11 protein-coding genes and 1 pseudogene are annotated in these 24,397 nt (G+C 67.6%); 4 read left to right on the forward strand and 8 right to left on the reverse strand.

Features of this window, described 5'->3' with window-relative positions:
* Nucleotides 1-43: 43 nt before the first annotated feature.
* Nucleotides 44-1,435 (forward strand): GH12 family glycosyl hydrolase domain-containing protein, encoded by a 1,392-nt coding sequence (locus G6N66_RS14495; RefSeq protein ID WP_163645848.1) that lies wholly within the window; start codon nucleotides 44-46, stop codon nucleotides 1,433-1,435.
* On the opposite strand, the gene G6N66_RS14500 is transcribed toward G6N66_RS14495, so the two are convergent.
* From G6N66_RS14500 to G6N66_RS14510, 3 genes are all read right to left on the reverse strand, one after another.
* A complete protein-coding gene (locus G6N66_RS14500) occupies nucleotides 1,432-8,922 on the reverse strand; it encodes a beta-ketoacyl synthase N-terminal-like domain-containing protein (protein WP_085232813.1) in 7,491 nt (2,496 codons plus the stop codon). The genes G6N66_RS14495 and G6N66_RS14500 overlap by 4 nt on opposite strands.
* 6 nt (nucleotides 8,923-8,928) lie before the next feature.
* Nucleotides 8,929-15,519 carry a type I polyketide synthase gene (locus G6N66_RS14505; protein ID WP_232079307.1) on the reverse strand — a complete coding sequence of 2,197 codons (6,591 nt, stop codon included), beginning with the start codon at nucleotides 15,517-15,519 and terminating at the stop codon, nucleotides 8,929-8,931.
* A 741-nt stretch (nucleotides 15,520-16,260) separates the two neighbouring features.
* On the reverse strand, nucleotides 16,261-17,916 hold the full coding sequence (locus G6N66_RS14510; protein WP_197747041.1) for a PfaD family polyunsaturated fatty acid/polyketide biosynthesis protein: 1,656 nt from the start codon (nucleotides 17,914-17,916) through the stop codon (nucleotides 16,261-16,263).
* Between the two features lie 280 nt (nucleotides 17,917-18,196).
* Here G6N66_RS14510 and G6N66_RS30260 point away from each other — a divergent pair.
* Together G6N66_RS30260 and G6N66_RS30265 are read left to right on the forward strand one after the other, a co-directional pair.
* A pseudogene (locus G6N66_RS30260) lies at nucleotides 18,197-18,820 on the forward strand (BadF/BadG/BcrA/BcrD ATPase family protein); the annotation flags it as partial.
* 84 nt (nucleotides 18,821-18,904) lie between these two features.
* Nucleotides 18,905-19,795 carry an N-acetylmuramic acid 6-phosphate etherase gene (locus G6N66_RS30265; protein ID WP_332107699.1) on the forward strand — a complete coding sequence of 297 codons (891 nt, stop codon included), beginning with the start codon at nucleotides 18,905-18,907 and terminating at the stop codon, nucleotides 19,793-19,795.
* On the opposite strand, the gene G6N66_RS14520 is transcribed toward G6N66_RS30265, so the two are convergent.
* The 4 genes from G6N66_RS14520 to G6N66_RS14535 form a co-directional block, all read right to left on the reverse strand.
* Complete coding sequence (locus G6N66_RS14520) at nucleotides 19,796-20,395, reverse strand: hypothetical protein (protein WP_085232816.1); 600 nt, start codon at nucleotides 20,393-20,395, stop codon at nucleotides 19,796-19,798.
* A gap of 185 nt (nucleotides 20,396-20,580) precedes the next feature.
* Nucleotides 20,581-21,096: an FKBP-type peptidyl-prolyl cis-trans isomerase gene (locus G6N66_RS14525; RefSeq protein ID WP_232079510.1), complete on the reverse strand. Its 516-nt coding sequence runs from the start codon at nucleotides 21,094-21,096 to the stop codon at nucleotides 20,581-20,583.
* An 81-nt stretch (nucleotides 21,097-21,177) separates the two neighbouring features.
* On the reverse strand, nucleotides 21,178-22,230 hold the full coding sequence (locus G6N66_RS14530; RefSeq protein WP_197747042.1) for an alpha/beta fold hydrolase: 1,053 nt from the start codon (nucleotides 22,228-22,230) through the stop codon (nucleotides 21,178-21,180).
* A gap of 30 nt (nucleotides 22,231-22,260) precedes the next feature.
* The gene (locus tag G6N66_RS14535) at nucleotides 22,261-22,902 is read right to left on the reverse strand and encodes a class I SAM-dependent methyltransferase (RefSeq protein WP_085232818.1); all 642 of its coding nucleotides are present in this window, start codon (nucleotides 22,900-22,902) and stop codon (nucleotides 22,261-22,263) included.
* 54 nt (nucleotides 22,903-22,956) lie between these two features.
* Between G6N66_RS14535 and G6N66_RS14540 the strand changes: the two genes are divergently transcribed.
* Nucleotides 22,957-23,529, forward strand: a complete 573-nt coding sequence (locus G6N66_RS14540; protein WP_085232819.1) for a maleylpyruvate isomerase family mycothiol-dependent enzyme — start codon at nucleotides 22,957-22,959, stop codon at nucleotides 23,527-23,529.
* Nucleotides 23,530-23,692: 163 nt separating this feature from the next.
* On the opposite strand, the gene G6N66_RS14545 is transcribed toward G6N66_RS14540, so the two are convergent.
* Nucleotides 23,693-24,151, reverse strand: coding sequence for an MPT63 family protein (locus G6N66_RS14545; protein WP_085232820.1), 459 nt, complete (start codon nucleotides 24,149-24,151; stop codon nucleotides 23,693-23,695).
* Nucleotides 24,152-24,397: the final 246 nt, after the last annotated feature.

Raw genomic sequence — 24,397 nt, forward strand, 5'->3', positions numbered from 1 at the left:
TCCGTGATCGGGCCGTTATAAACCCGTAATCGAGGGGCTGGGCATGCCGTATGTGATGGTCGCGCCGGAAACGCTGGCAGCGGCGACCGCCGACATCGCCGGCATCGGCTCGACGCTCAGCGGCGCCCGAATCACCGCGGCCGGCCCGACGACGGCGCTGGTAACCGCGGGTGCCGACGAGGTGTCGGCGGCGATCACAGCATTCCTCACCACCCACGCGAGGCAATTTCATGCCGTGACCGCCCAAGCGGACGAATTTCACGCCCAATTCGTCCAGGCGTTGGCCGCAGGTGCGAAATCGTATGCGGCGACCGAAGCCCACAACGTGCTCGGTGTGCTGAATGCCCCCGCCGAGGCGCTGACGGGGCGGCCGTTAATCGGCAATGGCGCCGATGCGACGGTCGCCGGCGGCCGGGGCGCCGACGGCGGGTGGCTGTACGGGAACGGGGGCAGCGGCGCCGCCGGTGGGCCAGGCCAGGACGGCGGGGCCGGCGGCGACGCCGGCTTGATCGGAAATGGCGGGCATGGCGGAGCCGGCGGGGCCGGGGCTCCCGGGGGCTCGGGCGGCTCCGGGGGCAGGGGCGGCCTCCTGCTTGGCAACGGCGGCGACGGCGGCAATGGCGGGGCAGCCAACGGCGGCGCCCCCGGCCTGGGTGGTACGGGCGGAAAGGCGGGCCTGTTCGGCCAACCGGGCAGCGATGGCCAGACCGGCGCCACGTCGCCGCCGCCACCACCGCCGCCACCGCCGCCCCCGGGCGGGATCGTCATCACCGACCAGTACGGAACGACGACGATCCAAAACGCTTACGTGGTCCAGAACAACGCGTGGAACAACCCCGGCGGGCAAGCAATCACCGTCAGCGGCACCGGGTTCACCATCACCACCGAAAACGGTTCGGCCCCAACCAACGGCGCCCCGCTCGGATACCCATCGGTCTACCTGGGCTACCACTACGGCACCGGTTCGCCGGGCAGCCCGCTGCCCGAACAGCTCGGCCAGATCCAATCCGCAACCAGCAGCATCACGTACACGTACCCCACCAGCGGGACGTATGACGCCTCCTACGACATCTGGCTGAACCCAACGCCCATCACCACCGGTGTCAACCAACAGGAGATCATGATCTGGTTCAACCACACCGGGCCCATCCAGCCGGTCGGCTCCGTGGTGGGCACCAGCACGATCGACGGAAAGAGCTTCACCGTGTGGGAAGGCAGCAACGGCCAGAACAACGTCGTCTCCTACGTCGCGAACTCACCGATCACCACCTGGAACAATTTCGACGTGATGGGCTTCGTCGACAACACCGAAACCATTGAGCCGGTGACAGATTCGTGGTACCTCACCAGCATCCAGGCGGGCTTCGAGCCGTGGAGCGGCAGCGTCGGCGCGTCGGTCGACTCGTTTTCCGCCAGCGTCAATGGTCTCGACTAGGCGGTGGTGTGCTGTGGGGCCGATCGGGCCGCGGTCCATTCGTCGGCGCCGATCGTCGCCCGCCAGTCCACGGGTAGGGCATCCAGGGCATCTTCGATGCATCCCCAGATCGACTCCAGCGGCGACGCGCCGGGAAAGGCGGCATTGATTCGGTCCTCCGCCGCGTAATTGGGCTGGTGCGGCGCATCACTGAACGGCGCCAGGGCGTTGATCGCGTCGATGACGTGGCGCCGACGATCCAGGTACAGCAGCGCGGTCAATTCTTCGGGCATGATCGGCCGACCGAAGATGTAGTCCTGCGCCGCTTGGCGATAGGGCACCTCGAGCTTGGCGGCCAACGGTTCCTCGGGCAGGCCTCCGGCGAAGTACAACGGCACGATCGGCATCGACAGGTCCACCGCCATATCCAACAGCGTGGAGGTGAGCCTTGCGACGCGCTGGCCGGAACGGACATATCGCGTTCCGTCGGCGTGCACCATCGCCGACAGGCCGTGGTTGACGACATCGCCCTTCATGTCTTTGACCAGGCCGATGAACTGTCGTGGATTCTGCTGGTCGAAGTAGCGGATGAACCGCCCCAGCTCGCTGCCCGTCACGGCGTCCACCAGCCGTAAAAGACCACCGACCCAACGCTTTTCGTGCTTGGCATGGGCAACCGTGGCAACCTGCGTGCCGGTCACCCAGGATGCGACCGACGTGCCGAGAATCGACTCGATCTGCACCTGGTGGTTGCCTAGCAATAGCACCGGGCGCCCGCGAATCGCCGCCATCGCGGCGGGATCGGTAACGATGATGTGCCTGACAAAGCGCGACAACAGGGCCCACAGCAACAGGTCTCCGAATCCGCCCTGCTGCATGCCCAGCTTGTCGTTGTGCCAGCTGCGCATCGGTTGCCAATCCGTGTGCAGCGACGCGCTTGCGCGGCATGCGCGCGAATCCAATTGCTCCAGCTCGACGGAGATGCGCTCCAACGGCAGCACCGGGCAGCTCACCTCACCGTCGACAACCTGAACCCGTGCGGGGTGGATCGCGCCGTGGGCCGCGTCCGCGACCGCCTCTTTGATCGCAATGTCGGCGATCAGCGCATCCCCGTGGCTGTCGGTGTCGTACACCGCTTTCAAGGTGCCCTTGAACCATTCCTGGGTGGCCGCGCGCGCGGAATCGAGTGTGACCACCCCGTGGCTTACCCGATCGCTCAACGAGACGCCGGGCACCGCGCGTCGCTCACCGACAAACGCGCGCCGCTTGGGGCCGCTGACCGCAGCGAGGGGTCCCTTGTCCAACAGGATTTCGACCACGCGGAGGTACGCCCAGGGCTGCCCCGCGGCGCCGAGCCACAGGTCGACGATCGGCATACGACCCTCGGTGTCGTCGAACCCGACAAACCGGGTTTCGACGTCGACGGTCCCGTTCACGGGGGCGTCGCGGTAGAACCGCGCCCACACGACGCGATGCGGGAATCCGACGGTCGGGTCCGCGGCGTCGATATAGGACGCGACATCCGGACTGGCCCCGCTGTTGCAAGTCCATACGTTCATCGCGGTGTGCGGAACGATGTGGAACGCGCCGTCGAGCAGGCCGGGGTGTTGCTCGCCGACCGGAACCTGGCAGCGGTCGACCGCAAGCGTGCCTGACGAACCGTTGCGGCCTATCCGGGCGCCGTCCATCAGGGTCGCAAACGCGGGACCGTGGAACACCGTGCCGTCATACGGGTTGGCATACGGGATCGCGTCTTTCAACGGGGCAGGGGCTGCCGGTTCACCGGCGTAGCCGTCCGCCGTGACGATCACCGCCTGCGCGTGTGTCTCCCAGCGCGAGAACTCCGCTCGGCGTGCGTCACGCCACACCTCCACGCGACCGGCAAAACGCCCAGGCTCGGTGGGTTCGACGATTACCCGCAGCTTCGTCGGCGAATCGACGACGATCCAGCGAAGCAGCCGCAGGTCGGCGATTTCGACAACCTTGGCCGGGGCGTGTTCTAGGGCACGAGCGCCGGCCTGCGCGAACAGGTCGAGCACCGACATCATTGGCAGCGCCGGGATTACATACGAGGGGCAGTGGTCGACGATCCAGGTGTCCCGGGTGGGATCGAGGGTCGTCTCCAGCGTCGTCGCCGCGGCCACCTCGGACTCAACCGTGGTCGAGCAGGATTCGACCGGCGACTCTGCCGCATCGCGCGTGATGCGCATGCCGAGGTTGGTCGCGCTGTAGATCCGGATTCCGTCGTTCCACAGCGAAGCTTCGGCCACGGCCAGGATGCTGTCGGTGTCGCGCTGCATGCGGGTGATCTCGATTTGCGCCGTGATCCGTTTGTTGGTCGGCACGATCTGACCGCGGTACCGCCAGGTGATCGGGTCATGCAGCGCCACCGGCTCGAAGCGCGCCGTCGGGCCCATCTCCTTGCCCAAGCCGAGATCGAGCATCGCGAATTGCAGGAGTTGGAGCAGCATCTCGATGCCCAAGGAGCCGGGCTGTACCGGGTCCCGGTAGAAGTGGGCCTTGAAGAACCACTCGTCGGGATCGACGTCCTTGACGCCGCGCCACCGGCCCAGCCCGGCGGCTCCGTCGGTGGGCCAGCGACCGGTAACCCGGTCCATCATCAACAGCATCGGATCGGCCAGCCGGGCCCCGGGGCCGAAGAATTCCGTCGGGCGGGCGCGCAGGTCGATAACCGGTGCCGCACAAGGCATCTCCAGCAGGGCACGCTGCTCGGCGCTGACCGGCAGGCCCACCTGCTGCTGCAACGCTTCGAGGCGGAAGTAGCCGAACACGGTGTCGAAGGTGTAGACGGGTCCTTCGGCATCGGAGATCTCGCCGTCGAAGGTCGCAATGATGGTTCCGCCGGCCTGGGCGATGTTGTTCAGCGTGGCCCTGATCCGCAGGGTTCCGGTCGAGGGCGTGATCTCGCGGTGCTGCACTCCGGTGCCGTCGAGGTTGCGGAAGAACAGGTCGACGTCGAAGTCCAGCGGGCATCCGGCGTAGGCGCCGACCCAGCCGCACGGCTGCAGCGCGATCTCCATCAGGACCGCGTTGGGCATCGTCAACTTTCCGTTTGCGCCCTTGTTCTCGGCGAAATACCAGGCGTCGCTGGGGACGTCGTACTCGGCGACGACGGACGTGCCGGCCTGCGGAACACCGAGCTCGCCGACGACCTCGGTGACCCGGGACATGAAGTGATACGGCGGCCCGGGGAGCCGGGCGACCCTGCGGTGGGTGTCGAACTTCTCGTACAGTGGTCCGACCGCCAAAGACGGCTTGCCGACGGCGCAGGCGAGCATCGCGGTGAGGTCGAACTTGACTCCGTGGCCCTCGGCGACGGGCTTGGGTTCGACGTGGCCCGCCAGCTCGCGCAGGCCCATGTCCATCGGACAGCCGGGCGAGAGCCGCAATCCCATTCGCCTGCAATGGAAAGCGGGCAGCCCGTCGACGGTGACGAGCAGGTCGGCGAACAGCGTGGGCTCGGGCCCGGCGATGACCTCGCGCACGAAGACCTCGTAGACCACCTCGCGTGATTGCGGCGTGACCTGTCCGCGGCAGACCAGTTTGTACGTCTCGAACGGCACCGGCTCGAAGCGCCAGCCGTCGCACCCGATGGTCATGCCGATGGCGGTCATGTAGATCGCCATCGTCTGCATCGTGCCCTCGAACATCAGGGTGCCGGGCATGCAGGGGTCGTTTTTGAAATGACCTTCGAAATACCAGGTTTCGGGGGTCACGTGCGAGACGGCGCGTAGATAGCCCCGGCTCCAGGGGCCACCGGTGAAGTCCAGCTGGGTGACCTCGTCGACGAACAACATGTCGCCGCCGGAGATGATCGGCGGGCGGGTGTGGCTGGCCGCGCGCTCGAAGCCGGGGCCAAAGGTGCGGAAGATGTCGCCGGCGGCCATGGCCTCCAGATCGGCGCGCTGAAGCGAGGTGCGCGCCGTTTGCGCCGGCGTGGGGTCCATCGGGCCGTCGACCGTCTCATCCTCGGGGCGCCACAGGATTCCGCCCGACGCCGCCAGTTCTTCGTCGGAGAAGAAGCCGGCCTGCCCGTTGCGCATCGACATCCGCTCTACGCCGTCGATGGTGCAGTCGTAGTGAAAGAAGAACATGCGGATGGCGCCTTGGCGGGCGTGGCCGTCGACGTGGATGTCGAAGCGTAGGGTGTCACCGATTTCGGGCAGGCCACCCAGGTAGGTCACCTCGCAGCCGAGCAGGCGGTAGACGCGATCGCTCTTGTTGGCGAAGTCCGCACCCATCCAGGAGATGAGCATGAGGTCGGCCTGCCCGGCTTCGATCATGATCCCGGCCGGCATCCGTCCCTGATGCAGCCACCATGCGTCGGCGGTGACATCGGTTTCGGTCCACAGCGTCCCCTTGCCGGCCTTGCCCGGTTCGGCGTCGATGCCTAGCAGCCGATCCGCCAGCAACAGTGGAGGTTCGGGCATCCGTACCTGTCGGGCGTAGTCATCCTGGATGGCGAATGCCGGGCCGTAGATCTCCGAAATCTTGCCCGAGGCATGCACGGCCAGGCCGGCCTTGTCGAGCGTTAGACCCACCGGGTCGCGCTTGACCGTCGGCGTGGGAAGTTGTTTGTCGGCGGGCCGGGCGGGTTGGATTGTCCGGTAGGCACCCCCGTCCGGGAAATAGTCGACCTTTTTGACGTCGCTGTGCGCCCGCGGTTTCGGGCCGCTCGGCGCATTCTGCGGTGGCGCCTTCGGTTTCTCAGGGACTGCGGCGGCGCCGTTGGCCTTGGGAGTGTGCGCCGTTGTGGCGCTTGCCTTTCGACGGTCGAGGTCGACACCGAGCGACAGCGGCTCCGGCGGCGTCCGCTCGGCCAGCTCGTCACCCAGCGGAACTCGTGCCAACGCCTCCGCCACTTTGGGTAGGGCTGGCGGAACCGGCAAGTGTGTCATTGACTGCTCCACTCCGGGGGTCCTGGTCGGGTATCTCGGTGCGTCCGTGCGGATCGGCACCGGTGGCGGATCGGCGGCGCTGGCGACCCCGACGGACACCGGTACCGGCTCCGCTGCGTAATCTGCCTCAGCCACAACGTGATTCGGGAGCCTGACCGCGGGAAGGTGCGCCGGGAAATGCAACAGCGCGGGTTTCCGCGTTTGGCTTGGGGCGACCGGGGACAGCAGCGCGACCAGCTCGTCGGCGTCGCGGCGTCCGGCGACCGGTGGCACCAGCACGAGGTGTTGTTCCTGGCCGGCCAACGCGTGCAGCGCGACGACGACCGCCCGCTGCTGCGCTGTCCACGGTTCGCCGTCGGGCCAAACGTCCAGTAGCCCGTAGAGCACGCCGGCGGCGACGTGCAGCAGCCCCGATGCGGCGTGGGCGTGGCCCAGCAGCGGGGAGAGGTTCAACGCGCCGGGCGCGGTGCCCAGGTGCAGGCACTCTCCCCGATGTGTCTGATCGGCGGGCAGGGTGGCCAGCGTCCTGTCGCCGTCACGCCGGGCGTCGGCGGCGCGTTTGAGCACGAGCACAACCGCGGCGTCACCGGGTAGCTGCTCGTCGGGTCGGAGCAACGCGCGTGCCGCCGCTTCGTGGACCGGTTCGCAGCTGAGATCGACCGCCCCGACGACCGCCGCGTCGATTTCGCCTCGCCGTAACGCCCGCGCGGCCAGCTCGAGGGCCGTGGTCCCGGACAGCTCCTCCCTGGATACCGTGAAACTTGGCCCGCGCAAATCGAATTGGCTGTTCAACCGATTGGCCACAATGTTCGGCATGGCGCCCACCACGCCGGCGGTGGACCAGCCGTGGACGACATCATCGCGCGCCGCGTCCAGCGCCTCGGGGTCGTCGACCTCGTCGGCCAGTCGCCAGCGCACGCCGAATCGCGTCACTTCGGCGTCGCAACCCATGCCGACGATGACGCTGGTTCTGTCCGGCGGCAGCCGCTTGATCAGCTCGTCGATGTTGAGGGCCGCGCCCAGCAGGGCGAGTTGCTGGGGCTGGGTCTGCTTGAGATCGGCCGGCGGAAAACGGGTATGGGTCAGGTCGAGACGCACCTGGGCCATCCGCGCCCCGAGGGTGCCACTGCTGCCCTCCCCGAGGATCGGCTGGCCGGCCTTCAGATGGTCTGCGACGGAAGCGGTTTCGCATCCGTCACCCACCAAGAGGCTAAGTCCCACGATCGCGATGCCGTCGGCGGCCGCGGGTGTGGGCGTCGGCCATCTCGGCGGAGTTTCGCGCTGGTCGGTAGGCGCGATCCACTCTTCGAGCAGCAGGTGGGCGTTGTTGCCGCCGAAGCCGAAGTTGTTGATCGCGGCGCGGCGTGGCCCGTCGCATTCCCACGGTTCGGGCGCGGTGAGCAGACGGAACGGCGAGTCGGCGATGAAGGGCAGTGGATCGTCGACGTGCAGCGTCGGGGGACGCACGCCCGCACGCATCGCCGCCAGCACCTTGATGGCACCCGCGGCGCCGGAGGCCGTGATCGAGTGTCCCAGATTGGATTTCAGCGATCCGATGGGTATGTCCGCCAGGCCGGCGAAGATACTTGTCATGCTCATCAGTTCGGTCAGGTCGCCGCGTGAGGTTCCCGTGGCGTGGCACTCGACGAGGGAGATGTCGCGCGGCTGGAGCCCGGCCATTTCGTAGGCGAGCCGCATCGCGCGCTCTTGACCCTCTTGTGACGGGACCAGCAGACCCCGTCCGCGGCCGTCGTTGCTGAGGCCGATTCCCCGGATGACGCCCAAGATGCCGTTATCATCGGCGATTGCGTCTTCCAACCTGCGCAGCACCAGAACGGCAGCGCCCTCGGCCGGGACCAATCCGTCGGCGCCTTGGTGGAAGGGGCGCGATCGGCCCGTGCGGCTCAATGCCTGCAAGGCACTGAAGCCGACGTGGAGCAGCAGGTCGCTGGCGCCGTTGACGCCGCCCGCCAGCATGACGTCCGCGGTGCGGTCGTGCAGTCGATCGCACGCCAGCTTGATGGCGTACAGGGAGGAGGCGCATGCGGCGTCGAGGGCGGTGGCGCCGGCGGTCAATCCCAGTGCGTTGGCGACGAGGTGGGCCGGCAGGCCGGACATGAACCGATTTCGCCAGTCGATCCCGTGTTCGGTACCGCGCCAGACCTTTTCGGCGAGGTCGGTCATCGTCTTCGTGGGATAGCTCAGGTTGCCGAGAACAACCCCGGCCGAGCCCGGGACGGCACCAGCGCTCCAGCCGGCGCTGTGCACCGCCTGGCGGGCCGACTCGACCACCCACAGGTACAGCGGGTCGAGGCCGTCGAATTCGTCGGCGTCGAGCAACAGACCGCCGGGATCGAAAACGTCGTCAAAGCCGCGCACATAGCCGCCGCGATCAGACCAGGTGTGGTCGAGGTACGGCGCGTCCGGCTGGTCTTGCAGAACGCGCGCGGGGGAGACCCCCCAATAATCCGGCCGCGCCGAGCCGAGCGCGTCGCGGCTATCGCGCACCGTCTTCCACAGCTCGTCGGGGTTCAGCCCGCCGGGAAGGACGCAGCCCTGACCGACGATCGCAATGGGCTCGAAATTCACGACGCCTCAGCCGCCGTAGGGATACAACTCGAGTCGTTTGAAGCTGGCCACCAAAAGGTTTTCGGCGTCGAGCAGGTCCAGGTCGCAAACGGCCCGGTTGTTCTTGGCTTCGCCGTTCGAGAGCTCACAGCGCAGCCCGTCACCCAGCGCGCCGGCCCGGTACCGCACGACCTCGCCGACCCGCAACGGCAGCACCTTGCGGCCGAGCTGGTCGAAACTCCATACCAATGCCGCTTGCAAGCAGCCGTCGAGCGCCGCGGGATCGGTGGCCCAGCCTTCGCCCTGCCAGCCCGCCGTCATCAGTCCGTGCAACGACGCGGTGGCGCTCGAATCCCGGCAGTCGACGCCCTTCAGAACCTGGAACGCAGGGCCGTGGAAGAGCGCGCCGCCGGTATAGCACGCGTCGCGGTCGAGCTGGCGGCCGCCGAGCGGCGCGACGGAGACGGACGGCGGGTGGGCTGGTTCAGTGGTTGAGCCCGAACCCATTTCGACGGTCGCGGAGTAATACGCGGACTGTTCGGAGAGGTCGTACAGCGTGCACGTCAGCCGATGTTGATGATCGTCTGCCGGCGCGCAGCGCACCAGCATCGCGTCACCGTGTTGTTCGAAGTCGTGCAACGTCACGCCGCGCAGCACCCTGAGGTCGAGTACGCGTTCGACACGGTGCCCGGGCCGACAGGCCTCGGCCATTCGCACGAACCATTTCAGCGCTTGCACCACCGGAAGGACGACGTTGCCCTGGATGCGGTGGTCAACCAGGTAGGGCTGCCGCGTCACGTGCGCAACCACCCGCGCGACGCGGCCTGCGGCGGGCAGCGGGTGGGTCGGCAATCCGGCGAGCACGCCCTCGCCGAGGATCACCTCGGGACTGTCGACGTGCCCGTCCAGCACCTCTCGGACGAAGGCCTGCGCGCCGTCGGCGAGCGGAATCAGCGCGATGCCACGGGCCTCGAACATCGCCTTAAGGCCGGGCGTGACCATGCCGGAATCCCATGGCCCCCAACCCAATGCCCGCACCAGGCAGCCCGGGCCGCGACGGGCCTGCTCGGCCAGGGCGACCTTGTTGAGGATCTCGTTGGCCATGGCGTAGTCGCTTTGTCCGACGTTGCCACTGCGCGCGGCCACCGACGAGAACAGGCAGACCAGCTTCAGCGGATCGGCGGCCGTCGCGTCCAGCAGTGCACACAGCCCGCCCACCTTGGTCTCGAAGACGCGGTCGAATCCGTCCAGCGTCTTCTTGTGCAATGGGGCGTCGGCCAAGACGCCGGCGCCGTGCACCACGCCCGTGATGGGCCCGAACTCGGCTCGCACGCCGTCGAGCAGGGCCCCGAGTTGCGACGCGTCGCGCACGTCGGCTGCGGTGTAGCGGACCCGCGAGCCGGCCTCGGTCAGGGCGGCCAGGGTGGCACGCACCTCGCGGTCGGCCAGGATGCGCTGCACCCGCTGTTCCAGCTCTTTGGGGGTGGGCTTGACGCCGTGCGCCGCGGCGGCGGTGAGCAGCGCCCGCTTGAGTTCGGCATCGGTCGACAGCCCGTGCGCCTCGGCGGGCTCGTCGCCGAGTTCCGTGCGTCCGATCAGGACGAAGCTGGCCTGGGTTTCCTTGGCCAGGGCGATCACCGACGCGGCGGTGACGCCACGGCCTCCACCCGACACGACGATCACGTCGCGCTGGTCGATGCGACGGTTGCGCGTCGTCACCTGCCGCGCGTCAGCGACGAGGGTGACCCGGCCGTGCGTGCTGCCCACACCGACTTCCAGTTCCAGCCCGCCGGCCAATATCTCCTCAGCGAGGCTTTCCGCGACGGCGCTGGGGGACCGTTGGCCGACGGCGATATCGATCGCTTTGACCTCGGCGGTCGGCCACTCTTGTGCGGCGGTCTTGGCGAGGGCGGCGATGCCGCCTGCCCAAGCGCGCTCACCGGGGTCGGTCAGCAGACCGAACGTGCCACCGGTGTCCTGGACGGTGATGAATACCCCGCCGCGGTCCTGGAACTTCGCCGCCAGGCGTTGCGCATCGGCAAAGACCACCCGGTTCAGGGCCAACGCGTCGTCGCGGCGGGTGGTTCGCCGCAGACCACCGAGGTGGATCACCGCCTCGGCATCGGCGCTGGGCTCGGCCACGACGGTGGCGGCGACACCGTGCGTGCGCAGGATCGCGGCCAGCGCGTCCGCGATGGCGTCCTCGGCGTCCCGGGTTCCCACGACCTCCACAGTGACGGCGGTGTGCAGACCGGGCATCCCCATCCCGCTTGCCGGAGCAGCTGCCGCACGCATCGCGTGACGGGCGATCGCTGCTCCGGCCAACTCAAAAGGGACGCAATCACCTACCGGCGTGCCGTTCGAGTTGGCCGGGGATGGTGGCGGTTGCGGCGTCGGCGGTGCGCCGTTGGCGGCCGGGCCGATCAGCGATTGCAAGTAGTCGACGATCTCCTGCAACGTCACCAACGCCGCCATCGTCGCCGTCTCCACATCAGGCAAACCCGGAACCCGATCCTGCACCGCCGACAAAATCTCCACACGCTTGATCGAATCAATACCCAAATCAGCCTCAAGCGCCATCGAAAGATCCAGCATCTCAACGGGATAACCCGTCTTCTCGGCAACCACCTCAAGCATCGGCGCAACCAAATCCGCACCCACCGAGACCGCAGCAGGCACCGCCACCGGCGCCGCCACCGGCGCGGCCGACGCGCCATTGGTGACCGCCGGACCCACCAGCGACTGCAAGTAGTCGACGATCTCCTGCAACGTCACCAACGCCGCCATCGTCGCCGTCTCCACATCAGGCAAACCCGGAACCCGATCCTGCACCGCCGACAAAATCTCCACACGCTTGATCGAATCAATACCCAAATCAGCCTCAAGCGCCATCGAAAGATCCAGCATCTCAACGGGATAACCCGTCTTCTCGGCAACCACCTCAAGCATCGGCGCAACCAAATCCCCACCCACCGAGACCGCAGCAGGCACCGCCACCGGCGCCGCCACCGGCGCGGCCGACGCGCCATTGGTGACCGCCGGACCCACCAGCGACTGCAAGTAGTCGACGATCTCCTGCAACGTCACCAACGCCGCCATCGTCGCCGTCTCCACATCAGGCAAACCCGGAACCCGATCCTGCACCGCCGACAAAATCTCCACACGCTTGATCGAATCAATACCCAAATCAGCCTCAAGCGCCATCGAAAGATCCAGCATCTCAACGGGATAACCCGTCTTCTCGGCAACCACCTCAAGCATCGGCGAAACCAAATCCCCACCCACCGAGACCGCAGCGGGTGCCGCGACCGGCGGTGCCGGCACCGCCGGTCCGCCAATGGAGACGACCGGGGCCTGCGGCGGTGCGGGCAGCACCGTCGCGCGGGTGGAGGCGGTCGGGGCTGGCGGCGGGGCGGGCATTGCCGGCGTGCCGTTCTGCGTCGCCGGCGGTGCTGCCGGCGGCGACGCCACCGGGGCTACCGCGGCCGGGCTGGCTCCGGACAGCAGACCTTGCAGGTGTCCTTGTAATTGGCCGACCGCCTGCTGCAGGGTTCCCAGCGCGGCGATCATCTCGGTCACCACCTCGGCGCTGATGTTGAGCGTGCCCGAGGGCGGCGCGGCATGAGCGCCGTTGCCGTTGAACGCGGCGGCCGCGGCCGGCGCGGCAGGCGATGCCGTCCCGTTTACGCGGGGCAGAGCTGGGATTGGTTCGGCTGGCATCAATTTGGTCTCCGATGCGGTCCTGTGTCCGTTGTCGTGGCCACTGCGATCGACGGTTGGGGTGTTTTCGGTCGGCCTGAGCACGGGCTCGTCGTTGAGTTGCGGTCTTCCATAGTTGGATCCATTGATCTTCAGAGTCAGCTTCGGCTTCTCTCGGTTTCGCGGGTCGTCGCCGAGGCGGTAGTCCGACCACAGGCCCTCGAAATTCATCGGGACGCCGGCGGCTACCAGCTGAGCCAGTCCGAGCCACAGCGATCGAATGCCGTTGCGGCCCTTGGCGTCCAGCGACACCGCGGAATGCTCTTGGTCGGCAAGGCATTTGCGGACCAGATTGGTCAGCACGCTGCCGGGGCCGACCTCGATGAAGGTGCGTGCACCGGCCTGCCACATCGCCTGAATCTGTTCGACGAAGCGCACCGGCTCGGCGATCTGGCTGGCAAGCGTGGTCCGCATTTCCTGGCCGCCACCCGGGTAGGGCGCGGCCGTGGCATTGGCGTAGACCGGCACCGTCGGCGTGTCAAACGGGATACCGGCGAGGAACTCGGCAAACGGGCCGACTGCCGAGCTGACGATGTCGGAATGAAAGGCAGTAGCGACATCGAGGTGGCGCGCATTCACACCGGCCGCGCTGAATCGTTGTAGGGCCTCGTCGATGGCCGCGCGCTCACCCGATAGCACGAACTGCTCGGGAGCGTTGTGGTTGGCGATCACCACCGAAAGGCCCCAGTCCGCAATCCCCTTGCGGACCCAGTCCACGGGTGCGGTCACCGCACACATCGCCCCGTCGCTGCTGGTTGCCGCCTGGGCCATCAACGCGCCACGCGCCCGAGCGATCAGCAACGCGGCCTCGTCGCTGAAAACGCCGGCGGCGCATAGCGCGCTGACCTCTCCGAAGCTGTGCCCACCGACGGCGACCGGCGCAATGCCCAGGGCGCGGATCACCGACAGGAGGCTCAAGCTGTGCGCGCCGATACCCGGTTGCGCCCACTCGGTCTTGGTCAATTCGGCTGCCTGCTGGGCACGTTCGTCATCGGTGAATGCCGTCTTCGGCCAGACAACTTGGTGCAGGTCGCGATCGGCGTTCAGGCTCTCCGCCCGAGCGGCTTCCCAGGGCGACAGCGCGGACTCGTAGAGCTGCGGGATGTCTGAGCCCATGCCGACGTACTGGCTGCCCTGACCGGGAAACAGCAGGGCGACCGGGCCGGACGGTTGTGCCGAATAGAAATAGCCTTTGGGCGAGCTGATCGACGGCGCGACATCGGGTTTGGCGAGCTGCTCCGCGAGTTCGTCGAGCGCCGCGCGCAGACTCGAAACGTCGTCGGCGACAACGGCCAGGCGGTGCGGCTGCGCCGCGTCGTACCCCGATTGCGTGCTACGCGCCAGGTAGCTGAGCATGTCGGGACTGTCGACCAGTGATGCCGACAGGCGCGCGGCTTGATCGGCAAGGTCCGACGCCGACGGGCCACCGAGCACAACCAGCTCGGAATCCCAGGACCGGTACCGCCAGGCGCGCTTGCCGGCGCCGGTGTACTCCTCGACCGTGACATGAAAGTTGGTGCCGCCGAAGCCAAACGAACTAACCGATGCGCGCCTCGGGACGCCGTTGTCGGCGATCCACGGCTTGGCCTTCGTCGACAGGTAGAACGGGGTCTGCTCGATTTGGAGTGCGGGGTTGGGCCGATCGATTTTGATCGTCGGCGGCAACGCCTTGTGGTGCAACGCCATCACGGCCTTGAACAGGCCGGCAGCCCCCGCCGCACCCTTGGTGTGCCCGACCTGAGACTTGACCGAACCGAGCGCACACCACTGGCGATCGGCACGCCCGGATTCGTCGAAGACCTCGCGCAGCGCGGTGAACTCGGCGACATCACCGGCTTTGGTCCCGGTGCCGTGCGCTTCGACGAGGCCCACCGTTTCCGGACCGTAGCCGGCAGCCTCATACGCGCGGCGAAGCGCTTTGGCCTGGCCGAGCGGGCTTGGCGCGTAGATGCTCTTGGCGCGGCCATCCGACGATGTGCCGAGGCCGCGGATCACCGCGTAGATCCGGTCCCCGTCGCGTTCGGCGTCATCGAGGCGCCTGAGCGCCAGCATCGCGAGCCCTTCGCCGAGCATGGTGCCGTCGGACTGGTCGGAGAACGGCCGGCAGTCACCCGTCGGGGAGAGCGCGGTGACCTTGGCGAAGCACATGAACATCAAGATGTCGTTGAAGGCATCGACGCCGCCGGCGATCACCATGTCCGACTTGCCGAGGTACAACTCATTGAGCCCGGCCTCGAGCGCGGCCAGGGAGCTGGCACACGCCGCGTCGATCACGCAATTCGTGCCGCCCAGATCGAAGCGGTTGGCGATCCGTCCGGATATCACGTTGCCGAGAAGTCCGGGGAAGGTGTTTTCCTGCCACGGCGTGTAGCCAGACGCAACGGTCTCACTGAAGGCCGCGAGCTCGGGCCCGGAGAGACCGGCCGCGCGCAGCCCCCGCTCCCAGACCGGCTGGTGCAGGCTGCCGGCCATGTAGGTCGTCATCTCGGTACCGCCGGAGGCGCCCAGAATTACGCTGATCCGCTCACGATCAATCCGAGAAATGTCACCGCCTGCGGCGTCCTCCAACACTTGCTGGGCGACCCGCAACCCCAGCAGTTGGGCGGTGTCGGTCGCGGGCACCACGTTCGGCGGGATTCCGAAGTCCATCGGCGCGAAATCGATCGTGGGCAAGAATCCGCCGCGAGTTGCATAGACCTTGATGCCCGGCGCGGACGGAGAGGGGTCGTAGTAGTCGTCGATGCCCCAATGCGACGCCGGAACCTCAGAGAACAGGTCGACGCCATCGACGATGTTGCGCCAGAAGCGCTCGGCTTCGGGGGACCCCGGAAATAGCGCGCTCACACCGACGACGGCCACAGGCGGAAGCTTGGATACCATCGGTCTCCTCTGCGAGGCGTAGGCAAACAACATCGGGCGCCAAACCTACGTCATGCCAAAGGCTGACCGCCGATGTATTACCGCATTGATCAGCCCCGAGACGGGTCTAACGCTCGACGGAACGGACGATATCAGAGCGGCCGGTTCTCTACTGACGGTTTGTCAATACCGATCATCGGATTTAGAGCCCTGCCATGACCCGCTAGTTTACTTGCCAGTTTACTGGCCAGTAATCGCACTTCAGCGGACGTGCTCAGCGTCGACGATCGTTAAGTCGTGGCAAAGTCTGCCGCATCGGCCGGGCACCGCCGAGGGCAATTTTATGCATTAAGTGAATTCGCACTGCGGCAAATATTATCGCCATTTTCAGCCACATTATTTTGGCGGCGATTAATACAAGTAGTCATTTCACCTAGTTTCAATCGATGAGAGATAACCGGTTTCCCGGCCAAGCCCGCTTCGCGAAGATTAATGTCCGGCAGACCAACGGTAAACACCGAGGTTGTCGTGCGGCGCGTCGGCCGCGGTCGGTCAGCGCAGGCCCGTATCATTGAGCGTCGGTCAATGTCATGGCGTCGGCAGTGGTTGCTATTTAAGTGCGGCACACGCGCCCGTTATAAGCACGCGCCTGAGCTGACGCGGCGCGAAAAGGCTGGGCCATCTTCCGGGTTGCAGTCGCGCTTGCCGGGTCGGCGCAAGTAATGACGCTTGGGTAAATGCCTACAAGGACAACGGGCGAGGCACGTAGCGGAATGCGCTCGCCGGGACGGGCACACCGCACGTGCGGGCCTGCTGGGCCCGGCTGATCTGAGCGGCGCCTTCGAGCAGATTCAGGGCCACCTGGTCGACGTTGCGGTGCTCGGGTTGCTCGAGGAAACTGCCCGCCACCCAACCGTTGAAGGCCCCCATCGACGGACCACACCAAATCTGGTAGTCCATGACTCGATCGGATTCGCCGTCGATCGCCCAGCGGCTCGACAGGCCGAGGTACCACCGGAACACCAGTCCCATCTGGTACTTCGGGTCCCGGGTCGCGAGTTCGAGCACCGCTGGGTCACGCTCCTGCCAGAACTGCTGCGTCTCGGCCCAGACCTCGGCGACAGTCTTGCCGAGAATTTTTTCCAGCTCCGCGCCGTGCTTGCCTACTACGGTGGCGAGGTCCGGGTTGCCGGCGTACCACTCGTAGAGCTTTTTCGCGCGCGGCCCGAACATGGAGCCGCGCTTCAGCACCTGCAGGTTCACGCCCATCTCGAACATGTCGGAAGCGGGGGCCATCATCACGTCCGCCACCCCCGCCTTGGCCAGCATTTCGCGTGCCTGCGGTGACAGCCCCGACTCGACGCAGGCTTGGTTCACCGAGCCCGTCACCACATAGGCCGCCCCCATTGCGAACGCGCCGGCGACCGATGTGGGCGTACTCATCCCGCCGCCGGCGCCGACGCGCACGCGGCTGTTCAGGTTGTGCTGTTGCGCCAGCTTGTCGCGCAGCAGCACGAGTTCGGAGAGGATCGCCTGCAGCGGGCGGTTGTCGGTGTGCCCGCCGCTGTCGGCCTCCACGGTGATGTCCTCGGCCAACGGCACGTGTCGGGAAAGTTCGGCCTCGCGAGCGGTGAGCTTGCCGGACTCTTGCAGCGCCGAGACCAAGGCCGCGGGCGCCGGCTCCATAAACAGGCGAGCGATCTCGGGGCGCGAGACCTTCGCCATGACGTGGTTCTTGCGGATGATCGCGCCGGCCGGATCGGTCGACAGGCCCGACAACGCGTAGTGCACGACGGCTGGGGTGAGTTTCAGGAACGCCGACGCCTCGACGGTGCGGACATCTCTCGCGATGAACAGCTCGGCGACGCGGGTCTCGAGCGCAACTTCGTTGGGGGAGTGGATCAGGTTTGCGCCCCAGGCGACGTCGGTTCTGCCCGCCAACCTCGCCTGAATGTCGGCCAGGCCGGCCTCTACGGCGGCATACGAAAGCCCGCCCGCACCGAAGAAGCCCAGCATCCCGGCCTCGGCCATCGTCGCCACCAGGGCGGGCGTCGCGATGCCGTTGGCCATGGCTCCGGTGACATAAGGAAAACGAGTCCCGTGTGCCTCGCAGAATTCACGGTCACCCAACCACTCCGGGTATATCGGCGGCAGCGTCCCCACGATTGCGATATCGGACTCGCCGGCGCCGACGAGGCGTCCTCCCATGGCAAGCCCCAAATGTCCGGTTGCCGCCTCTCGGACCACGTGAATCGGATGGCGCACGTATTGCAGGATGTGCGCGATGTCTTGCGGTGCGAATGCCGCGGGCGCCGTGCCCGGGAGCCACCCACCCAAAACCGGGCTCGCCACCGATTCGGTGCGAGGCTCTATTGCCGCGGTGGCTGGCTCATTCACTGCCGGTTTCCCTTCAATCATCAGTTCGGACATAAATCGCCGGGGCGGGCGAATGTCCCAACCGAAAAGTCCTCGACGAGGATCCCGTGAAATTCGGGTACTGAGCTTACGGTCTCGTCTGGCCTTTATCCGAAGATCTCGCTAACGCGCAGCATGCAGACCCTGCAAGATGGGTGCGGTGATCCTCGCCGTCGACCTCGGCAAGACGTCCTGCCGAGCCGCCGCGCACGGCCGCCGGGCCGACGGGCCGGGCGCGCCGGGGCTCGCGACGCCCGGCGGCATGCCCGCCGCCCTGGCCGCGATCCTGGCCGTCGCGCGGGAATTCGACCCCGTCAACGAGGTGATCGTGGGCGCCGCCGGCGCGCTGGCCGCGCCGGACGCGGCGCGCGCGCTGGGCGATGCGCTGCTGGTGCGGCTGCGGGTCGAGCGCGTCACGGTGACCAGCGACGCCGTGCTCGCGCACGCCGGGGCACTGGACGGCAAACCCGGCGTCGTGCTGGTCGCTGGCACTGGGGTCGTGGCGCTCGCGATCGGCCCGGACGGCACCCTGCGTACCGCCGACGGATGGGGCCCGTGGCTGGGCGACGAGGGTGGCGGCGCCTGGATCGGCGCCGCCGGGCTACGCGCGGCGCTGCGCGCCCACGACGGCCGCGGCCCGATGACCACGCTGCTCGACGCCGCCCGCGCCCGCTTCGGCGCCCCAAAGACCTGGCCCGCGCAATTGAACGGCGCCACCGGAGTCCCGGCGGCGGCGTCCTTCGCGCCCGACGTCCTCGCCGCGCACGACGACGCCGCGGCGGCGGCGATCGTCAACGCGGCCGCCGAGGCGCTCGCCGCGACCGTCCGCGCGCTGGGGGATGGTCCGATCGCCATGGTGGGCGGGCTGGCCGGGAATGCGGCGCTGCGCGCACGACTCGACGTCCTGCCGGCCGCCGGTGACGCGCTCGACGGCGCGCTGCGACTGGGTGCGATCCACGAGCCGCACCTGATCCGCGGGCAAGCGGCTACCGCCTCGCCCGGGCTCGACACGCTCGCCACCGAGGCCGCCCGACCAAACCTGGACGACCTCGACGCCCGGCCCATCGGCGAGATCGTCGCCCTGCTGGTCGCCGCCGAGGGTGAGGCGCACGCCGCGGTGGTCGCCGCGGTCCCGCGGATCGCTGAAGCGGCCGAGGCGATCGCCGCGCGGCTGCAGCGCGGCGGGCGCCTGATCTACGCCGGCGCCGGCACGCCCGGGCGGCTCGGGGTGCTCGACGCGGCCGAGTGCGCGCCGACGTTCGGCACCGACGCGGTGCGCGGCGTCATCGCCGGGGGACCCGCGGCGCTGACCACGGCGATCGAGGGCGCCGAGGACACGTTCGACCCGGCGGATCTCGCCGACCTGACCGCGGCCGACGCGCTCGTCGGGATCACGGCGTCGGGCCGCACACCGTATGTGCTGGGGGCACTCGAGCACGCGCGCACGGCCGGCGCGCTCACCGTCGCCATCGTCAACAACGCGGGCAGCGAGGCGTCCGCCGACGTGGTCATCGAACTGCTGACCGGGCCCGAGGTGCTCGCCGGGTCCACGCGGCTGACCGCGGGCACCGCGCAAAAGGTGGTGCTCAACGCGCTCTCGACGAGCGTGATGATCGCCCTCGGCAGGGCCTACGGGCCGCGAATGGTCGACGTGCGCGTGACCAACGCCAAGCTGCGCCGGAGGGCGGTACGGATCGTTCGCGACGCGGCCGGCGTCGACGAGCACACGGCAACCGCCGCGCTCGCCGCCGCGGGCGGTCACGCCAAGACCGCGATCGTCGCGCTGCTCGCGGGAGTCGATCCCGCCGAGGCCGCGGTCCGGCTCGACCGAGCGCGGGGACGGGTGCGCGACGCGCTGTGACTAAACGCGCCTGACTTTCGACCCGGCCGCCGCACCCGGCACCGGGAGCTGCTCCCCGCCGAACTGGGCGGCATAGGCATCGAGGGCCTCGACGTAGCTTCGTTCCTGGGGTGCCGCCCGCGCGACAAGGCCGGGCACCTCGGCCTGCCTTCTGTTGCACATGTCGGCCGCGGCGCAGGACAGGGCATCGAGCGTGGTCGCGAACGCTTCCGTCGCGTCCTGCAGACGCGTCAACACCGCCTGGTCGTAGCAGCCGTACAGCCGTGGGACGTTCACCAGGCGCGCGTCGGCCCGAATGTCGGTGTCGAGCGCGGCCGCGACGTCGCCGATGCGGTGCGGATCACCGGACGCAGTCGCCGAACCGTACGTCTGGAGTCTCGCCTCGAGGGGATCCGCCAAGCCGTCGGCGTACTGCTGCCGATAGAAGTCAGGTGTCCCGTCGTTGGGACCGACCCGCCGTTGGCAGGTGTCACCACCCGCAACCGTGGTCACCACGTCGGCGCTGGACGACGACGACGCGGGTGTGCCCATCGAACCGCACGCGGGCAGCACCAGCGCCGTACCCACGACGGCCAATCCGGCGCCCGCGCGCCGAGCCACTCCAATCAACCGCCCACCCCCTCCTTCGGGGGTACGTTATCGGGCCGAAGGTTCTCCCGCAGTGGCTTTGCTGCCCGGCGGCTCACCCGAGGGGCGCGGGAATCTCGGCACGACGGTGACCGCTCGGCTGGCGAGCGTCACGACGGCGACGGATGCGCTCGGCGTTCGGCTGCTTCCGGCGTCGCTCAGCTCGAGGCGCTGAGGATCTTGATCGCGAAGATGAGGGAGTCGCCCGGCCGGATTCCCGCGCTGGCCTGACCGTCGGGGTAGCCGTCGGCGGGGGTCATCGCCACGGCCACCGTCGACCCGACCTTTTGCCCGGTGATGGCCTTTTGGAAGCCCGGCACGACTCCGTCAAGCGAGAACGCAACCGGGGCGCCGCGTGCATAGCTGCTGTCGAATACCGACCCGTCGCGCCCGTTGACGCCCATGTAGCAGACCGAAACCCGGGCCGTGCCCGGAACCACCGGGCCATCCCCGGCGTGCAGCGTGTGCACCTGGGTCTGGGTGACGCTGAACGGCGTCGTTACGTTCACGAGCGGAGCGGTGGTATCCGTGGATCCGGTTACCGCGACGCTGCCGGTGGTACCGGGCAGCGTCCAGTCAGGCGTCCCGCCGCTCGGCGGTGCTGCGGTCGGGCAGGAGCCGGCCGCGGTGGCCGTGCCCGAGGCGGCGAGGGTCAAAACGGTTGCCGCGACAATTGCCGCAACGGAGGCCGCGAGCGTGGCGAAATAAACCCGGGAGAATTTCACGGCCGTCACGCTACCGCCTCGTGCCCTCCTTTACAGAGAGCCCAGGAAGAAGACCTGGAGGATATCGATGAAAAGCTCGGGCTTGTCGAGATGCACGACGTGGGTGGCGTCGACCCTGCGATAGGTCCCGTTGGCGAGCAGTGCGACCGCCCTGTCGGCGTCTTCTTGAGTCATCGCGCCATTGAGTGTGCCGTCGGGCAGGAAATCGAAATTGGCGTGCAACAGAAGCGCCGGGCAGCTGATCTTGGCGAGCGCCTCGGCGTGATCGAAGCCGGCGTTCCAGGTGCCGTCGTGGAACGCGGCGCCGAACCGCGGGTCGTATTGATCCATGCCGCGCACGAACAGTCGCACCGTGTCGTTTGGCAGCAACCCGATGTCCACGGGTTGGCCGGGGCGTGCCGCACGGTAGACCTTCACGACCTGGGCCAGCAGGAAGGCCGCTCCCGGGGCAACATGCTCGGCGAAAAAGGCGCGGTTGCTGCGGATCCAGTAGGGCAGGAAGTCGTCGACGCCATCCCGGGCGGCGTCCGCACAGGTGGCGAACGATCGGTCGACGATCGTCGTCTTGATGCGTGGATACTCCGCGGCGAACAACGGCGGATCCTCCAGCACGATCGCGCGCACCAAATCCGGACGGTTTGCGGCCAGCCACGCGGTGAGCAGCCCGCCGGACGAGTTGCCGGTTACGTACGCGGGCATGCCTATCGTGGTCTCGACGAAGGCCGCCAAATCCGCTCCAATCCGGTTCGCCGTCATCGGATATCCCTCGGGCACAACGGTTATGCCGTGGGCGGGGTAGTCGACAGCGAAGACGTGGAAGCGCTTGACCAGAGCGGGCAACACCCGGCTGTAGCTGTGCCGGTCCATGTGCTGGGCATGCAACAACAGCAGCGGGGGTCCGTTGTCTGGCCCCTCCGCGTAGCCGAGATCCACCTCGCCGATCCGCGCGGTCTTCGCCGTGCACCCGGCCGCGACCACTCGCGCCTGCCATGGATCGGCGCGCCCGGCCATGGCGCGACCCGCGACCGCGAGCCCGGCGGCCACGACCGTCACACCGCCGCCGACCGCGATGGCTTTCTTCACGTGCTGCCCTCCAAGTCGTAAACGGTTGTCTCATAAAGGTTTTGAGGCCGGCTTCTGCCAGGTCAGCAGGTACCGCCAGAAGAGTAGCCGTCGGACACGAACGTCGGGGAGGAGCGCGCTCGCGGCTTCGGCGACTTCGCGGGTTGTCAATGGCGGGTCCAACACGACGGGCATGATGGAACGATCCGCGTCTTTCGCGAAGCCATTGCCGTTACCCAACCTTCGCGCCGCGAAAAACACCAAGCCGAAGAAACGATGCGCCACCGAAGCGGCGACCTCGATCGGAAGTTCTCGGCGCAGGTCCGAGCGGGGCAACGCAATGGCCGCGAGTATGCCACCCGGTCGCAGCGCGGCCGACAGCGCTCGGAGCGCGTCCCGCAGCGGCATGTGGTGCAGCGCCGTGACCGAGACGATCGCGTCGTAGTCCCGGCCGGGCAGCTCGTCGGCCAGGACGTCGGCAACCACGCAGTTGACGTTCGCCGGTGCGCAATGCCGCGCCTGTTCGATCATCGCGGGCGAGCGATCGACGGCGTCGACGTGGATGCTTCGCTGTGCGAGCTTGGCCGCGAATGATCCAGCGCCGCATCCGACATCCAGTACGCGTTCGCAGCGCGACGGCAACTGCCGGAGCAACAACCGGTGGTAGTACGCGTTGTGATCCCAATCGAGCACAGCCCGACCCTAACCCGGTGGTGCATCGCCGGCTGCGAGGCCATGATGACTGAAATGTATGCAGATGTGGGCGAGTTCCACTTGGCGGTGTGCCGCCGGTTCGGCGACGCCGTTCAATCGGCGGACGGCAAATGGGATCGTTTGTCACCCTGCGCTTCCTGGGACGCGCGGGCCGTCGTGGAGCACGTGATCGGCTTTCATGACGTGCTTCTGTTGCGGCCCCTCGGGCTGAAGCCGGAGCGTCCCCGCGACGATCCACAGCGCCGTTGGGAGTTGACTTTCCACGCGCTGCACGACGCGCTGGGCCGGGAAGGCTTGTTCGAGCGTGTCGTGCAAGTGCCGGCGGTGGGGACGAATCAGGCGACGACGCTGGATGCCCGAAAACTGGTGCCAAGCCTTACCCGAGACGTGTTGGTGCACACCTGGGATTTGGCCCGCGCGGTGGGGGCAGATGACCGGTTGGATCCTGGATGGTGTGCGGTTTTCGTCAATGATCTGCCGGCCGAGCCGACCGCGCTGAGCGCGTCGGGGATGTTCGCGGCTCCGGTTGCCGTTGACGACGGGGCCGACGTGCAGTCGAAGCTTTTGGCCCGCCTCGGCCGCGACCCGTCATGGCGAGGGGAGTGAGGGTCGGCCTATGGCATTCCGCCGGCGCGGTTTTACCCCGCGGCCACCGGGCTGGGTGCCCGCGCAGCTCCACGGTCAGCGAGGATCGGACTCATCGCGCCATGGGGCACGTCGTCAAAGCGGCCCTTAGCGCAAGGTTCGGAATGACGAGATGCTCGCCGAGCTACATCGTCCTCCAGACGACCTTGTCGGTGCCTCCGGCGTCGCGGTACACAACGCTGTCGGGGTTGGTGCCATTGCGAACGTTGAAGTACAGCCGTCCGGTAACAGGGTTGCCCAAGGGGAGCGGCCCCTCAGGAAGGCCGTCGGTTTGGTTGCCCTTCATCACCGCGAACGTGGAGCTGTTGGCGGCGCGAGCGTTGAAGTCGGCAATGTTCGGTGTTGCGTTGCCGCTAACTCCTTTGGCCGTGACGTCGGAGTACCACACGCCGTCGTTGTGACCGCTGGGCTGTAGGTTGCTCACGGTGTAGTCGATCGTGCCGCCGTTACTTGAAATCTCGGCCATCTGGCCGAATGGCAGCACTTGCGGATCGGCGAATGCCGGTGTCGCCGCCAGGATTCCAGCCGCCGCCAGTACTACGGTGGCAGCAGTTGTTTTCGATGCAATGCGTGAGAATGCCACGTCGGGCTCCCTTCGTGATGTGTCGACTGCCTAAAAGCGGCAGCTGATCCACAGGCGAGGTCTATCCAAAGGTTGGAACTTCAAACCTGATACTCGCTAGCACGCTCGTCGATCTTGGGCGCTCGTAAACCCTCGATATCGGCGCGGTTTCTCATGGATATCGTGTCGGTCCGAAAGTGGATGGTACGTCGTACAACTCGACCGGTTCGGAGCGATCGCATACCGCCAGGCGGGGCATTAGGACTA

The sequence above is a fragment of the Mycobacterium conspicuum genome (assembly GCF_010730195.1).
GTDB lineage: Bacteria > Actinomycetota > Actinomycetes > Mycobacteriales > Mycobacteriaceae > Mycobacterium > Mycobacterium conspicuum.